This window comes from Aequorivita iocasae (genome assembly GCF_016757735.1).
In the GTDB taxonomy this organism is placed as follows: domain Bacteria; phylum Bacteroidota; class Bacteroidia; order Flavobacteriales; family Flavobacteriaceae; genus Aequorivita; species Aequorivita iocasae.
Genome location: NZ_CP068439.1, coordinates 54,251 through 68,634 on the forward strand (window position 1 = coordinate 54,251; position 14,384 = coordinate 68,634).

The 14,384-nt window shown below is 38.3% G+C and carries 14 protein-coding genes and 1 pseudogene; 8 read left to right on the plus strand and 7 right to left on the minus strand.

Annotation, left to right across the window (positions count from 1 at the left end; genetic code table 11):
• Positions 1-59 precede the first annotated feature (59 nt).
• From JK629_RS00250 to JK629_RS00270, 5 genes are all read left to right on the plus strand, one after another.
• Entirely contained in the window at positions 60-1,460 is a 1,401-nt protein-coding gene (locus tag JK629_RS00250) for a tetratricopeptide repeat protein (protein ID WP_202336571.1), read from the plus strand.
• Positions 1,461-1,495: 35 nt separating this feature from the next.
• Positions 1,496-2,470, plus strand: coding sequence for a DUF368 domain-containing protein (locus JK629_RS00255; RefSeq protein WP_202336572.1), 975 nt, complete (start codon positions 1,496-1,498; stop codon positions 2,468-2,470).
• A gap of 46 nt (positions 2,471-2,516) precedes the next feature.
• Entirely contained in the window at positions 2,517-3,539 is a 1,023-nt protein-coding gene (locus JK629_RS00260; protein WP_202336573.1) for a DUF368 domain-containing protein, read from the plus strand.
• Positions 3,508-4,263: a shikimate dehydrogenase family protein gene (locus JK629_RS00265; protein ID WP_202336574.1), complete on the plus strand. Its 756-nt coding sequence runs from the start codon at positions 3,508-3,510 to the stop codon at positions 4,261-4,263. The genes JK629_RS00260 and JK629_RS00265 overlap by 32 nt, the downstream gene beginning before the upstream one ends.
• A 102-nt stretch (positions 4,264-4,365) precedes the next feature.
• Positions 4,366-6,474 (plus strand): DUF349 domain-containing protein, encoded by a 2,109-nt coding sequence (locus JK629_RS00270; RefSeq protein ID WP_202336576.1) that lies wholly within the window; start codon positions 4,366-4,368, stop codon positions 6,472-6,474.
• Positions 6,475-6,567: 93 nt separating this feature from the next.
• Here the strand turns inward: JK629_RS00270 and mazG are convergent, their stop codons facing one another.
• From mazG to ruvX, 4 genes are all read right to left on the minus strand, one after another.
• Positions 6,568-7,341: a nucleoside triphosphate pyrophosphohydrolase gene (gene mazG / locus JK629_RS00275; protein ID WP_202336583.1), complete on the minus strand. Its 774-nt coding sequence runs from the start codon at positions 7,339-7,341 to the stop codon at positions 6,568-6,570.
• A 161-nt stretch (positions 7,342-7,502) separates the two neighbouring features.
• The gene (locus JK629_RS00280; protein ID WP_202336585.1) at positions 7,503-8,054 is read right to left on the minus strand and encodes a DUF5606 family protein; all 552 of its coding nucleotides are present in this window, start codon (positions 8,052-8,054) and stop codon (positions 7,503-7,505) included.
• A 65-nt stretch (positions 8,055-8,119) separates the two neighbouring features.
• Positions 8,120-8,710, minus strand: a complete 591-nt coding sequence (gene def / locus JK629_RS00285) for a peptide deformylase (protein WP_202336587.1) — start codon at positions 8,708-8,710, stop codon at positions 8,120-8,122.
• A 4-nt stretch (positions 8,711-8,714) separates the two neighbouring features.
• Positions 8,715-9,125: a Holliday junction resolvase RuvX gene (ruvX, locus tag JK629_RS00290; RefSeq protein WP_202336588.1), complete on the minus strand. Its 411-nt coding sequence runs from the start codon at positions 9,123-9,125 to the stop codon at positions 8,715-8,717.
• Positions 9,126-9,220: 95 nt separating this feature from the next.
• Between ruvX and JK629_RS00295 the strand changes: the two genes are divergently transcribed.
• Positions 9,221-10,036, plus strand: coding sequence for a 2,3,4,5-tetrahydropyridine-2,6-dicarboxylate N-succinyltransferase (locus JK629_RS00295; protein WP_202336589.1), 816 nt, complete (start codon positions 9,221-9,223; stop codon positions 10,034-10,036).
• Here the strand turns inward: JK629_RS00295 and JK629_RS00300 are convergent.
• Entirely contained in the window at positions 10,033-10,788 is a 756-nt protein-coding gene (locus tag JK629_RS00300) for a lipopolysaccharide kinase InaA family protein (protein ID WP_202336590.1), read from the minus strand. The genes JK629_RS00295 and JK629_RS00300 overlap by 4 nt on opposite strands.
• Before the next feature lie 48 nt (positions 10,789-10,836).
• On the opposite strand from JK629_RS00300, the gene JK629_RS00305 reads away from it, so the two are divergent.
• On the plus strand, positions 10,837-11,919 hold the full coding sequence (locus JK629_RS00305) for a glycosyltransferase family 9 protein (RefSeq protein WP_202336591.1): 1,083 nt from the start codon (positions 10,837-10,839) through the stop codon (positions 11,917-11,919).
• Here JK629_RS00305 and JK629_RS15430 read toward each other — a convergent pair.
• Entirely contained in the window at positions 11,912-12,748 is an 837-nt protein-coding gene (locus JK629_RS15430; protein ID WP_317193699.1) for a glycosyltransferase family 2 protein, read from the minus strand. The two genes, JK629_RS00305 and JK629_RS15430, sit on opposite strands and share 8 nt — an antisense overlap.
• 33 nt (positions 12,749-12,781) lie before the next feature.
• Positions 12,782-13,597: pseudogene (locus JK629_RS15435) on the minus strand (glycosyltransferase family 2 protein); the annotation flags it as partial.
• A gap of 37 nt (positions 13,598-13,634) precedes the next feature.
• Here JK629_RS15435 and JK629_RS00315 point away from each other — a divergent pair.
• Positions 13,635-14,381: a glycosyltransferase family 2 protein gene (locus JK629_RS00315; protein WP_202336594.1), complete on the plus strand. Its 747-nt coding sequence runs from the start codon at positions 13,635-13,637 to the stop codon at positions 14,379-14,381.
• Positions 14,382-14,384 lie beyond the last annotated feature (3 nt).

The window sequence follows — 14,384 nt, forward strand, 5'->3', positions numbered from 1 at the left end:
TATTGAACTTGTCATTACATTATTATCTTTAAAATAGAAGAAACCGTTAAACCGTGCGTATGCAATTAAGTTCAAACGAGCATAACAACTTCTCGCTAGAAAAATTTGAATCTATGCTGAAAACCAACAGCGTTCTATTTTTCGACTCAGAGGAATTTGAAGAAATAGTGCACCACTACCTTGAAAACGGAAAGATTGCACTCGCTAAGAAAGCGACCAAGTTGGGACTGGAACAACATCCTTCCTCTACAAACCTGAAGCTTTTCCAAATAGAAATGTACATTTTTGAAAACCAACTGGACATCGCCGATGAACTTTTGGACGAGTTGTACCAATTGGAACAAAGCAATGAGGAAATTTATATTCAAAAAGCAAATATTTTCTCTCGTCGCGATATGCACAAAGAGGCAATTTCACTTTTGGAAAAGGCATTAGAAATAACCGCCGATGAGGCCGATGTGCTTTCATTGCTTGGAATGGAGTATTTATTTCTTGAAGATTATGAAAATGCCAAACATTACTTTATGAGATGTTTGGAAGAGGACGAAGAAGATTATTCCGCACTTTACAATATTATATACTGCTTTGAATATTTGGAAGAATACGAAGCAGCAATTGATTATTTAAACGATTTTCTGAACAAAAACCCCTATTGCGAAGTTGCTTGGCACCAAGTGGGCAAACAGTATTATGAACTTAAAGATTACAAAAAGGCACTGGCTGCCTTTGACTTCGCAATAATAAGCGATGACCGCTTTATTGGCGCATATCTTGAAAAAGGAAAGGTACTGGAAAAACTAAAAAAATACGAGGAAGCAATCGAAAGCTACTCCATAACCTTAGGGTTGGACGATCCAACTTCTTATGCATTATTGCGAATAGGAAAATGTTACGAAAAGCTTGGCAACGCCGAAATGGCAATCCATTTTTACTCAAAGTGTGTGGAAGAGGATTCTTTACTTGACAAAGGCTGGATAGCTATCACAGATTTCTACACAAAAAGCAAGCAATTTCAGAAAGCCCTTTATTATATAGAAAAAGCTATCAATATTGACAGCGAAAATGTGCTCTATTGGAAGCGCTACGCAAAAATAAATAATAAGCTAAACCATTTTGAGGAAGCAGAGATAGGTTTTCGGAAAGCTTTGGAATTGGGCAATTACGAAATTGAATCTTGGCTGACTCGCGGTGACATTCTAATAAATCTTGGTGAATTTGAGGCTGCAATAAACAACTTCAACCAAGCCTTGGAATTTTATCCTGAGCATGCTGAGATAGAGTACCGTCTTTCGGGCTTATATTTCACACAAAGCGAAAATGACAAAGGCACATTTCACCTTAAAAACGCACTAAAATCTGAACCTGATTATTTGATGATAATTGAAGAACTTTTTCCTCAAGTTTATCAAATGGATACCGTGGTGGAAATAATCAAGCAACACAAAAATCCTTCGCTTTAATTTCTGTATTTTTGGGGTTTTAGCAACATAGACCTATGCCTCAAAGAAATTTTCTTCAGTATTTGACAGTAACCGCAAAAGGACTCGCCATGGGCGCTGCCGATGTAGTGCCAGGAGTTTCTGGCGGAACAATTGCCTTTATTTCCGGCATCTATGAAGAGCTGATAGAAACCATTCACAATTTGGATCTCGGCTTTTTCAAAATTTGGAAAAAGGAAGGTTTTTTAAAGGCTTGGAAGCACTACAACCTTGGATTTCTTTTAGCGCTGTTTTCAGGGGTTTTAATAAGTATTATTTCGTTGGCAAAATTGATTACTTGGCTATTGGAGGTTTATCCAGTGATGGTCTGGTCGTTTTTCTTCGGATTGGTAATTGCCAGTATTGTGTATGTAGGCAAACAAATTACCCATTGGAGATTGGCTGTCATTTTTGCGATGATTGTAGCTTCATTGGGGTCTTATTTAATAACCATTGCAGACCCTGTGGGCTCTCCAGACAGTAGCTGGTTTCTATTTTTCGCTGGCTTTATAGCAATTATTGCAATGATACTTCCTGGTATTTCAGGCGCATTTATTCTTTTGCTTCTTGGAGCATATACAACGGTAATAGGCATTGTAACACAATTGGGTGAGGGCATCACAACTTTAAACAGCTCCCTAGTTCTGGGCGCCTTAGGTAAACTTTTAATTTTTGCCATTGGTGCTGTTATTGGTTTAAAAGTTTTTTCCAGAGCGTTAAACTGGATGTTCAAACATCACAAAAATTTAATACTTGCTGTGCTTACAGGTTTTATGGTTGGCGCTCTAAATAAGATTTGGCCCTGGAAAGACGTTTTGCAATACAGAATGAATCATGCCGGGGAACAAGTTCCTTTTATTGAAAGAAGCATACTTCCGCAAAATTATGACGGCAACCCACAGATTTTATACGCTATTCTCTTTGCAATAATTGGTTTTTTAACGATTTTCCTTTTGGAAAGAATTGCTGGGAGAAAATTAGTCAGCAGTTAGTAGTCAAAATAACTTAAAAACCAATAACTCAATATAAGCCAACTCCGTGTACGAAAACCGTTCCTTCTCAGATAAAACTTGGCTGGTCTTAAAAGGACTTGGGATGGGTGCCGCCAATAAGGTACCTGGAGTATCCGGGGGTGTGGTAGCTTTTGTGGCAGGTTTTTATGAAGAATTCATTTATTCGCTTCAAAAAGTAAACAGAAAAGCGTTCAAACTTTTAATTAATGGGCGTTTTAAGAGTTTTTACACATACACAAACGGGCAGTTTTTAAGCCTGTTGATACTTGGCATGGTCATTAGTTATTTCAGTGTTTCCAAGCTTTTGGATTATTTGATTGAACATTATGAACTATTCGTGTGGAGTGCTTTTTTCGGAATGATTATCGGTTCCATCTATTTTATTGCAAAGGATTTTGGCGATTGGAACCGCAAATATGTTGGCTATTTGCTCTGCGGGGTCGCTGCCGGAATTGCCATTAGTTTTTTAGAACCCGCAAAAGAAAACAGCAACCTGCTTTTTGTATTTTTCTGCGGCATCATAAGCGTTTCGGGGATGACCTTACCCGGACTTTCAGGATCCTTTATACTCATGCTTTTGGGAAATTATGTTCTGCTTTTAGTAGATTCAGTTAATTCACTATTTGATACGTTTGCTGATGTTTTTCAGGGAGATTTCAGCTGGATTTATGATACAGAACGTATAGAACTTTTAAAGGTTCTGGCTGTTTTTTCGTTAGGCTCATTGGTAGGCTTGGTCTCACTATCGCACCTTTTGGCATACGTTTTAAAAAGATTCAAAAAAGCTACCTATGCCGTAATAATTGGTTTTATTGCTGGTTCGCTCGGGGTGGTATGGCCTTGGAAAGAAAAAAAATATGAATTGGATGCCCTGGGCCAAATTCAATTTGATGCCAACGGCAGAGAAATCATACGAGGTTACAATCGATTTTTTCCTTCCGAAATGAGCTCTGAAACTATACTTGCAATTGTATTTATATTAATAGGAATCGGTATTGTACTTAGCTTAGACTGGTATGATAACCATAAAAAGAAACAACGTGTCTAAATTTGGATTGATAGGAAAAAACATTGATTATTCCTTCTCGAAAAAATTCTTTTCTGAAAAATTTAAAAGAGAGAATCTGCCGTTTACCTATGAAAATTTCGATATACCATCCATCGAAAAATTTCCTGAGATAATTTCCAATACACCAAATTTAAAAGGGTTAAACGTTACTATTCCCTATAAGGAAAAAGTCATTCCGTTTCTAGATAGCTTGGCTTCTGATGCCGAAAAAATTGGTGCTGTAAATACAATTAAATTCTCTGAAAATGGAAAACTCACTGGCTACAACACCGACCATTTTGGGTTTCAGAAAGCACTTGAACCATTTTTGCCACTTCAAAAAAAAACGGCTTTAATTTTGGGCACAGGGGGTGCATCAAAAGCAGTAGCGTTTGCCCTTCAGCATTTAGGATTCGATTTTAAATTTGTCAGCCGAAACAAAGGAAACAGGATTTTGGAGTATTCCGCTTTAAGCAAGACAGTGATTGAAAACAACCTGTTAATAATCAACTGCACGCCTTTGGGCACGTTTCCAAATATTGCTGATTGTCCGCCCCTTCCCTATCAGTTTCTTACTGAAAATCATTTGCTTTTCGATTTAATCTACAATCCCGTAGAGACAGAATTTCTGAAACGCGGAAAATTGCAAGGTGCCAAAACCACTAATGGACTGATTATGCTGGAGCTACAGGCTGTGAAAGCCTGGACAATCTGGAATTCATAAATTTCATATAAAAAATTTCAAAAAAACGCTGGGTGCTTTGCCAATTGCACAGTTGTTAGTATCTTGACCGTCCAAGAAAAATGAACTTTAACATTGAAACAAATGTCTGACGAAAAATTGCCTCAGGAAGAAAACGAAAAAGAAATTCCGGCTACCGAAGCTACGGAAGGAACAAATGCTGCATCTATAAACCCTGAAGAATCGGCCCAAGAGAATACAGCTGCGCCTGAAACTGGAGAAGTTCAACAGGAGAAAAGCACTTCTGAAGAAAATTCAGAGAGCAAGGGTGCTGCTGATAAAAAAGCTGTGGAAGAAAACATTGTGGAGGAAGCCATGGTCGCCGAAAAAGAAGCAGTTAAACAAAAAGAAACGATTGAGGCCACTTCAAACGAGAAGATTGAAGCTTCCGATGACGATGAAAATGGAGAAGATGAAGAAGAAATAGCTTCCTCTGAAGATGAGGAAGATGAAGAAGACCACGAAGAAAAAGCCCAAAAGGATTACAGCACCCTTTCAGAAAAAGAATTGGTCGCTGAACTTGACAAGCTTTTAAAAACTAAGAAAATACAGGAATTAAAACACGATGTTGAGGAAATTCGGTCTGAGTTCAACAGTAAATTTAATGAAGAACTGGAACATAAAAAGGAAGAGTTTCTTGCCGAAGGCGGAAATATAATCGACTTCCACTACACTACCCCGCTAAAAAAAGAATTCAACTCCCTCTATTTTGATTACAAAGAAAAACGCAACAATCACTATAAAAATCTAAAAAAAGACCTACAATCAAATCTAGATAAGCGCTGGGAATTGATAGAAGAGCTTAAAGGTCTTTTGGGGGCAGAGGAAAATATAAATACTACCTATAAACACTTTAAGGAAATTCAGGAAAAATGGCACGTTGCAGGAGCTATTCCGCGCGATAAATACAATACCGTTTGGAATACCTACCACCACCACGTTGAGAATTTCTATGATTTTCTGCATTTGAACCGTGAGTTCCGTGATCTGGATTTTAAGCACAATCTTGACGCCAAATTAAAACTTATTACCCGTGCCGAAGAATTGGGGCAGGAAGAAGACATCAATAAAGCCTTCAGGGAATTACAGATGCTTCACAAAATGTGGAAAGAAGATGTGGGGCCCGTGGCGAAAGAATATCGTGATGAAGTGTGGGATAAATTCAGTGAGGCCACAAAAGTAATCCACGATAAGCGCCAAGCACAATTGGCAGAAATGGAAAAAGATTTTGAGGCCAATCTTGAAAAGAAGAAAGAAATAATTGAAGCTATAAAGAAAGCCACCGAAGAGGCCAAACCAACCCACCAAGGTTGGCAAAATGCAATTAAGAAAGTACAAGAGCTTAGAGATGCTTTTTTCAACACTGGAAGAGTACCACGGAACAACAACAAAGAAACCTGGAAGGCTTTCAAAGATGCTACGGGTAACTTTAACCATGAGAAAAACAGTTTCTATAAAAATCAAAAAAAGGAACAATACCACAATTTGGAAAAGAAGCGTGACCTTATCAAAATTGCTGAAGAGAATAAAGACAGCGAAGATTTTGATGCCACAACGCCATTAATGAAAAAAATCCAAAACGATTGGAAAAACATTGGACACGTGCCGAGAAAGGACAGCGACAAAATCTGGAAAAAGTTCAAAAAAGCTTGTAACCATTATTTTGACCGGCTCCACGCACAGAAAAACGAAGCAAATAAAGAAGAAATGGTACATTTTGAAGCCAAGCAACAAATGCTTGAAAAACTTTCTTCTTTTGAATTGAGCGGCGACCACAAGGTAGATGTGAAAAAGATAAAGGAATATATTACCGCTTGGAAGGAAATAGGTCGTGTGCCTTATAACAAGCGTAATATTGAGCAGAAATTCAATAAAATTTTAGACGGTCTTTTTGGCAAGTTAGACTTAAGCAAAAAAGAAACCGAACTTATCAAATTTGACAATAAACTGAATACGCTTGTAAACCGCGAAGATGAGAGGAAGCTGCAGAATGAGCATTTCTTTATTTCAAAAAAGATTGATGAAACCAAAGATGAAATTCGCCAACTGGAAAACAATTTAGGTTTTTTCCACCATGTGGATGAAAATAATCCTTTGGTAAAGGAAGTGCACAAAAACATTGCGCGCCACAAAGAGCAACTTGAAGTTTGGAAAGCAAAACTTTTGAAAATCAAGGAAGTTCGCGAAGACTAAAGTGATATTTTTGTCCCTTTGAGCGCAGTCTAAACCTAATATTTGACTTTTAGTTTTTGACTGCGCTCAAAGTAAAATATATCGGAATGCTAACTACTGTAACTTGGCTTCTTCCCAAAAAACATCCATCTCAGCCAAAGTCATATCTTTCAGGGATTTGTTCATTTCCTTGGCTTTGCCTTCTAAATATTGAAAGCGTTTTATAAACTTTTTATTGGTACGTTCCAGTGCATTTTCTGGGTTCACCTTTAAGAATCTTGCGTAGTTTATCATAGAGAACAACACATCACCAAACTCCGATTCTATTTTTTCTTGATTGTTTTCATTTACTTCGTGTTGTAGCTCGCCAAGTTCTTCCTGCAGTTTTTCAAAAACCTGTTGCGGCTCTTCCCAGTCAAAACCTACTCCAGCCACCTTATCCTGTATCCTGCTAGCTTTAACTAAAGCTGGCAATGATTTGGGAACGCCTTCCAAAACGCTATTTTTACCTTCTTTTAGCTTTAGGTTTTCCCAGTTGCGCTTTACTTCTTCTTCGTCGGCAACATTCACATCGCCATAGATATGGGGATGGCGGGAAATTAATTTATCACAAATATCATTGCACACATCTGCAATGTCAAAACTATCGGTCTCACTGCCAATTTTTGCATAAAAAACAATGTGCAACAACACATCGCCCAGTTCCTTTTTCACTTCCTGTAAATCATTGTCCAAAATGGCATCACCCAATTCATAAGTTTCCTCAATGGTCAGATGCCGCAGTGTTTCCATTGTTTGCTTTTTATCCCACGGGCACTGTTGGCGCAGCTCGTCCATTATAGACAGCAATCTATCGAAAGCTTTTAGTTGTTCTTTTCGGGAGTTCATTTTTGATATTGATTTCAGGTTTCAGGTTAAAAGTAGAAAAATTAACCACGAATTCAGGATTATATTCATTTTGTATTTCAAAAAAATAAAAAATCCCAAAACCCGTGAAGGATTGAGGGATTTGTTTACTAATCTATAACTATACAACTTAAAATTCCGGACTATGTTTTACGAGAAGCAGCGCTCTTGGTGGCCCCGCCTTTCTTGGCAGAAGAAGCTTTCGGTGTTGTTGATTTTTGTGCAACAGCTTTCTTATCGGATAGTTTCTTTGCTTCTTTAGGTTTATCGTTTGAATCCTTTTCAGTTTTTTGGGTCTCTTCTTTGGCTTCTGAAAAATCGTTAATACCGTTTTTGATTAGCATATTGTACCATTGCACTATTTTCTTGATATCACTTGCATATACGCGGTCTTCATCATAATCTGGCATGACGCCGAAGAAAAACTCTTCCAACTCCTCTTTTGAAGCTTTATGGTTTATGGTTTCCTTTCCGCCTTCTTTTTCAGAAATCTTTTTGAAAACTTCACGCAGTGGAACTTCTTCTGTTAAAGTATAAACGGCAATTTCCGAAAGCAAACTCACATTGTGGCGACCGCTTACGTTTATTGTTTTTCCGTCCAGAAGCGATTCTGCTAGAAAGCCCGTACGGGTTTGGGTTTTTAATTTATAAAGTCCAGGTTTACCTGAAATGGAAAGCACTTTTTCTAAGCTCATAAAATACTTTTAAAATGTTTTATTGAATGCAAATATCTTTGGTTTGGTTTATATAAACAAGCGTGTTAACGTTTCTTTTTTGCATTGGGGAATTTCATCCGGTAATCAACGCCTACTTTACCTTTTGAAATGTTTGCCAATTTACTTTTTATCAATCGTTTTTTTAAGGGGGAAAGCTTGTCGGTAAAGAGAATCCCTTCAATATGATCGTATTCATGTTGAATGATTCGCGCTACAATTCCGCTGAAAGATTCTTTGTGTTTTTTGAAATTTTCATCCTCATACTCCATCACGATATTTGGCTTGCGGAAAACATCCTCGCGCACATCAGGAATACTCAAACAACCTTCGTTAAAAGCCCATTCATCACCAGATTCCTCAAGAATTCGCGCATTGATGAAAACTTTCTTAAAGGTGGAAACAAATTTTTGTTCTTCTTCACTTAAATCTTCATCGTCCTCAAAGGGGGTTGCATCCACAATAAAAAGACGTAGGGGTAGATTTACCTGTGGCGCAGCTAGACCAATGCCACGGGCTTCGTACATGGTTTCAAACATGTTTTCGAGAACTTCCTCCAGATTTGGATAATCTTTCGTTATTTCTGTGGTTTCTTTTCTCAATACGGGATCTCCGTAAGCTACAATCGGTAGTATCATTAAATTATCTATTATATAAAAATTCCTGTAAAATTATTGTCGCGCTAATTTCATCAACAAGCGCTTTGTTTTGACGCTGTTTTTTCTTTAAGCCGCTGTCAATCATGGTTTGAAAAGCCATTTTGCTTGTGTACCGTTCATCTATGCGCTTCACAGATAAGTCGGGAAATACTTCTGAAAATTTCTTTAAAAACAACTGAATCTGTTCTTCAATAGTGGAAGGGGTTCCATCTTTCTGCTTCGGCTCGCCTACCAAAACCAGTTCCACCTTTTCGGTGTGAATGTATTTTTTCAGAAAATCCATCAAATCAGAAGTAGCAACTGTTGTTAAACCTGAGGCAATCAACTGCAACTCGTCCGTAATGGCGATGCCCGTTCGCTTGCTGCCGTAATCCAATGCTAAAATTCTTCCCATAACGACTGCAAAAATAAGAGTTTCGGAAATAGTATGCTATAAATGGGCATTTAATTGAATGTGAGGTTTTATATTTGTAAAAAGAATTTACTCACATGACCGAACTACAACAAACCATAGAAAAAGCTTGGGAAGACCGTTCCTTACTCACTGAAACCGAAACCATTGTCTCCATTCGCGAAGTTGTCAATCTTTGTGATGAAGGCAAATTACGCTGTGCTGAGCCAACAGCAGATGGTTGGAAAGTAAATGAGTGGGTGAAAAAGGCCATTGTACTCTATTTCCCTATCCAAAAAATGCGCACTTTGGAAGCAGGGATTTTTGAATATCACGATAAAATTCCATTAAAATCAGGGTACGAAGCTAAAGGAATTCGCGTAGTACCGCACGCGGTTGCGCGCCACGGAGCTTATATCTCAAAAGGCGTAATCCTCATGCCTAGTTATGTAAATATTGGTGCGTATGTTGATGAAGGCACAATGGTAGATACTTGGGCCACGGTGGGCAGCTGCGCACAAATCGGGAAGGGTGTTCATCTTAGTGGCGGCGTAGGTATTGGCGGTGTTTTGGAACCGCTGCAGGCCGCTCCCGTAATAATTGAGGATGGTGCCTTTATAGGCTCACGCTGTATTGTGGTAGAAGGTGTTCGCGTTGGTAAGGAGGCGGTTTTGGGTGCCAATGTTGTGCTTACGGCTTCCACGAAAATTATTGATGTTACCGGTGAAACGCCAGTGGAGACCAAAGGTTCTGTCCCCGAACGTTCCGTAGTGATTCCCGGAAGTTATACCAAAAAATTTCCTGCTGGGGAATACCAAGTTCCATGCGCATTGATAATTGGAAAACGTAAGCAGAGCACCAACTTAAAAACTTCATTAAATGATGCGTTGCGCGAATACGGAGTGGCGGTTTAAGATTTTCTCCGCCTCTTTCTGATTTTTTTGCTGTTCTTCGCTTTTTGAAATTTCCTACTGTACTTGCTCATTAATGCGTGGGTTTCCACGTAGGTTTTTCCATAAAGTTCTGCATATTGTTGCGCGATAATTTTCACCATTGTTTTTGAAAGCCAAAGTCTTCTAAAATTGTGCATTCTTTTTTCAAAAGTCATATTTTCAAAGCGCATGCGGTTCAGATCAATCAAATAGAAATCATATTTGTCCTTTTGACGCTCTACGATTAATGTATTTCCAGGGGAATGATCTAGAAAATTCACATTGTTTTCGTGAAGTTGGAATGTAAATTCGGTAAACTGCCTAAGTACTTCATTTCTTTTTTTAAACCGCGGGTTGTGGATCAATTCCCTGAAATCAAAATCATAATCTATGTGTTCGCTTACGTAAAAACTCTCTCGCAGACCACCGGAAAAATTTTCAAGATATCCTACCGGAAATGGCGTTTTTATATCTAAAGCAATTAATTTGGAGGCATATTCAAAAGAGCGTTTTGCCTTGCTTTTCCTAAGAAATTGATAAACTACGGATTGAAAACGGTTCGGCGTTTTAAACTTTTTAATGTTCAATGAAATACCGTCAATTTTTATTTTCTTTATTACATTTCGTTCCCCCTTGGTTACGTAATCCTGATTTTTGGAAAAGTTATGCAGGGCGTCACTTAGCTTGGTAGCTATCTGGGCATATTTTGGGTGAATAACAAAATTCTCTTTCATTTTTAAAAAAGATAAAACCAAAAAAGGTATTTTGCGAAGGTAATCTTTATGAAGAAAATACTAGTAATACAGAATAAAAGAATTGGTGACGTGCTGTTAAGCTCTGTTATTGCCAATAATATCAAAAAAGTATTCCCCAACAGCGAAATCACATTTTTTGCATACAATTATACTGTTGGTGTACTTGAAAACAATCCAAACATTGACCGTATAATTGCCGTAGATGAAAAGAAACTGAAGCAACTGCCCCATCTTTTCAAAACCATCTTAGAGATGCGCCGTGAAAAATTTGATATAATTTTTGATCCTTACGCAAAGTTTCAAAGTAGGATGATCTGTCTGGGCAGCAATGCCAAATATAGAATAGGGTTTAAGCGTGAGCATAAAAAACTGAAACTTCCATTCTACACGCACCCCGTTAATTTTAAAAAGAAAGCCACTTTGCCGTGTGGCCGCGGAATTGAAGATAGGATTAATTTGATACAGTCCGTTTTTCAACTTGAAAATGCAGATTATGAACCAAAAATCTTTCTAACCGAAAAAGAACAAAGTTCAAATGATGTTGTAGCAATACAGCGCCCTATAATCATGCTCGGCGTACTGGGAAGCACCCCTCAAAAATCCATGCCGTATGAATATATAGCAAAAATCATAGATTTTATTACCGAAAAATATAATGTTACTATTCTTTTCAACTATGCGCCGCAACAAAAAATGGAGGCCATGAAAATTTATGAAATGTGCTCCTGTAAGGAACAAATAAACCTAGATATTTATGCGGCTTCCATCCGCGGTTTCGCAGTGCTAATGAACCAATGCAACCTTTTGGTAAGCAATGAGGGAGGAAGCGTCCATATTGCAAAAGCCCTTGAAAAGCCCACATTTACCATCTATTCCCCGTATATTGACAAAGATGCTTGGAACAGTTTCGAGGATGGAAAATTTCATCAATCCATTCACCTTTTGGAAGAAAGTCCAAACCTATTCAGCAGTTTTACACCCGAAGAAAGAAAAAGGATTGAGGCAAATCCAGATTCGCTCTATTTAAAGTTAACTCCAGAAATGATTCTCCCAAAACTAAAGCCCTTTTTAGCACATCACTTAATGGGTTTTGAAAAAACAACTATTTAGAAAAGCTTTGTGAGGCCTCTACCAAATTTGGGGATTTCTCCTTTTTTATTCCATACTCGGTCCAAACTCTTTTCTCCTTTTTGGTGATTTTTCTAATGGCTTTATTTTTTACAAACATTTCTTTTTTCACATAACCGCGCTCGTGGTCCAAATGTAGCGTTACGGTACTGTATCTAATTTGAAGTGGTTTTATTCCGTAATTCATAAGGCGTTCACCCATTTCGCGGTCTTCACCACCATACTGCATCCGCTCGTCAAATCCATTTACCGCCAAAATGTCTTTTTTCCAACCCGAAGCGTTGTTTCCATCCCAGGTGGCACTTGTGGGCGTGAATGTATTTAGAATATCTTCTTTTAAGCCGTAGGAGGTAAGTTTATTTAACTTAAAGGTTTTTTTAAGGCCGTGTTTCAAAAGCCATTTTGCGTTAAAACAGCGTTGGGCAGCAATATCCTCGCGGGTAATCTGCTTTGAAATCTTCATCGAAAGCTTAAAATATCCTGCAGAAAGAAAACAGCCTGGACGGCTGAGGCCAAGATGGGTAGCGACCAGATCGTTCCTTGGAATGCAGTCGCCATCGGTAAAAATCAAATACGTTCCCCTTGAAGCTTGAATTGCCTTATTTAGAATTTTGGTCTTTTGAAATCCGTGGTCTTCCTGCCAAACGTGTGTTATTTTTAACGGTGAATTTTCCCTAAAGGAATCTATCAAAAATTTGGTTTCCGCTGTAGAACCATCATCTGCTATAATTATTTCGAAATTTTTTTCCAGTTGCTCCTCAAAACCCCAAAGTGATTTTTGAAGCCATTCTGGCTGATTATAGGTACTCACAATTACAGAAACATACGGTGCTGAACCAATATTCTTTATAATACCATAGGGTGTCCATTTCTTTTTTTGGTCGCGGGTTTGCTTACGTATTGTAAGGTTTTTACTAATGGATTCCTGGTTTTTATACCCGCGTGGATGGTCTAAATGAAGTACTACTGCATTATAACGTATCTGTTTGCTCTTTATGCCCAGATTTATCAATCGCTCCCCCAGCTCCCTGTCCTGTCCGCCGTATTGCATCCGCTCATCAAAACCATTTATGGCGAGTATATCCTTCTTCCAGCCAGATGCATTATGCCCGTTCCAACTTGCGTTTGTGGGAGTAAATGAATTGAGCAGAAATGCTTTTAATGGCCCCGAATAGAGTTTATTATTTTTAAAAGACGCCTGCAAGCCGTGCTCTTTAAGCCACGAAACATCAAAACATTTTTCTGAATATATATCTTCTTTGGTAATTTGTTCTGAAATATCCATCGGCAGCATAAAATACCCGCCCGAAAGGAAATAGCCTTCTTCACGGTATTTAACGTGCTGTTCCACAAAATCCTTCCGCGGAATACAGTCGCCATCGCTCATAATAATATAATCTGTACTGCACTGAAGAATGGCTTTATTGAGAATTTGCGATTTTTGGAAACCTTTGTCCTCGTGCCAAACGTGAACAATGGGGTAAAACACTTCGGCTTCCAGTTTTTTGAGTAACTGTCTTGTTTTATCATCAGAGCCATCATCGGCAATTACAACTTCAAACTGCCTATAGGTTTGGTTGTTATAACCATACAACACTTTTTCGAGCCATTCGCGGCTATTGTAGGTGCTAATAATAATGGAAGTATCCAATTGTTTCATCTACGCAAAGATAAAGTTATTTACTAATTTTGTGGGAATGGCACGTCTTTCTGTTATCGTACCCACTTTTAATGAAGAAGCATATCTTGAAGATGCGCTTTTTTCAGTTGCCTTTGCCGATGAAATTATCGTGATTGATTCCTACAGTACCGATAAAACCACGGAAATAGCAAAAAAATATGCCACAAAATTACTGCAACGAAAATTCGATAATTTTTCAAACCAGAAAAATTTCGCGCTTAAAGAAGCCACCGGCGATTGGGTTTTGTTTTTGGATGCAGATGAACGGGTAACCCATTCTTTGGAAGCAGAAATAAAAGAAACCCTCCAAAACCCAAAACATGGTGGCTATAAAATAAATTTCCCCCATTATTACATGAACCGTTTTCTGTATCACCACAGCGATAATGTGCTTCGGCTGGTGAAACGTGAAGACGCGGAATATGTGGGAGCCGTGCACGAAAGGCTTATTTGTAAGGGAAGTATTGGGAAGCTGAAAAACAAGATGCTTCATTTTACTTACAAAGGTTTTGAAAATTATATTTCAAAAAAAGAATCATACGCATGGTTTCAAGCCCAGCAACAGTTTGAAAAGGGAAAAAAAACTACTTGGTTCCACCTGTTTTTTAAACCCACCTATCGTTTTTTTCGTTCCTTTATTCTTAAGGGCGGTTTTCGCGACGGTGTTCCAGGGCTAACCGTTGCCGCTGTAAATGCCTATGGCGTTTTTGAACGTTATGTAAAATTACGTTTGCTGAACAAAGGCTTTGAAGAAAATAAATAAACG

Bases quoted from the DNA above. Each gene is read 5' to 3' on its own strand.
- JK629_RS00250 (WP_202336571.1), top strand. From the start codon at position 60: ATGCAATTAAGTTCAAACGAGCATAACAACTTCTCGCTAGAAAAATTT.
- JK629_RS00255 (WP_202336572.1), top strand. From the start codon at position 1,496: ATGCCTCAAAGAAATTTTCTTCAGTATTTGACAGTAACCGCAAAAGGA.
- JK629_RS00265 (WP_202336574.1), top strand. From the start codon at position 3,508: ATGATAACCATAAAAAGAAACAACGTGTCTAAATTTGGATTGATAGGA.
- JK629_RS00270 (WP_202336576.1), top strand. From the start codon at position 4,366: ATGTCTGACGAAAAATTGCCTCAGGAAGAAAACGAAAAAGAAATTCCG.
- mazG (WP_202336583.1), bottom strand. From the start codon at position 7,341: ATGAACTCCCGAAAAGAACAACTAAAAGCTTTCGATAGATTGCTGTCT.
- JK629_RS00280 (WP_202336585.1), bottom strand. From the start codon at position 8,054: ATGAGCTTAGAAAAAGTGCTTTCCATTTCAGGTAAACCTGGACTTTAT.
- def (WP_202336587.1), bottom strand. From the start codon at position 8,710: ATGATACTACCGATTGTAGCTTACGGAGATCCCGTATTGAGAAAAGAA.
- ruvX (WP_202336588.1), bottom strand. From the start codon at position 9,125: ATGGGAAGAATTTTAGCATTGGATTACGGCAGCAAGCGAACGGGCATC.
- JK629_RS00295 (WP_202336589.1), top strand. From the start codon at position 9,221: ATGACCGAACTACAACAAACCATAGAAAAAGCTTGGGAAGACCGTTCC.
- JK629_RS00300 (WP_202336590.1), bottom strand. From the start codon at position 10,788: ATGAAAGAGAATTTTGTTATTCACCCAAAATATGCCCAGATAGCTACC.
- JK629_RS00305 (WP_202336591.1), top strand. From the start codon at position 10,837: ATGAAGAAAATACTAGTAATACAGAATAAAAGAATTGGTGACGTGCTG.
- JK629_RS00315 (WP_202336594.1), top strand. From the start codon at position 13,635: ATGGCACGTCTTTCTGTTATCGTACCCACTTTTAATGAAGAAGCATAT.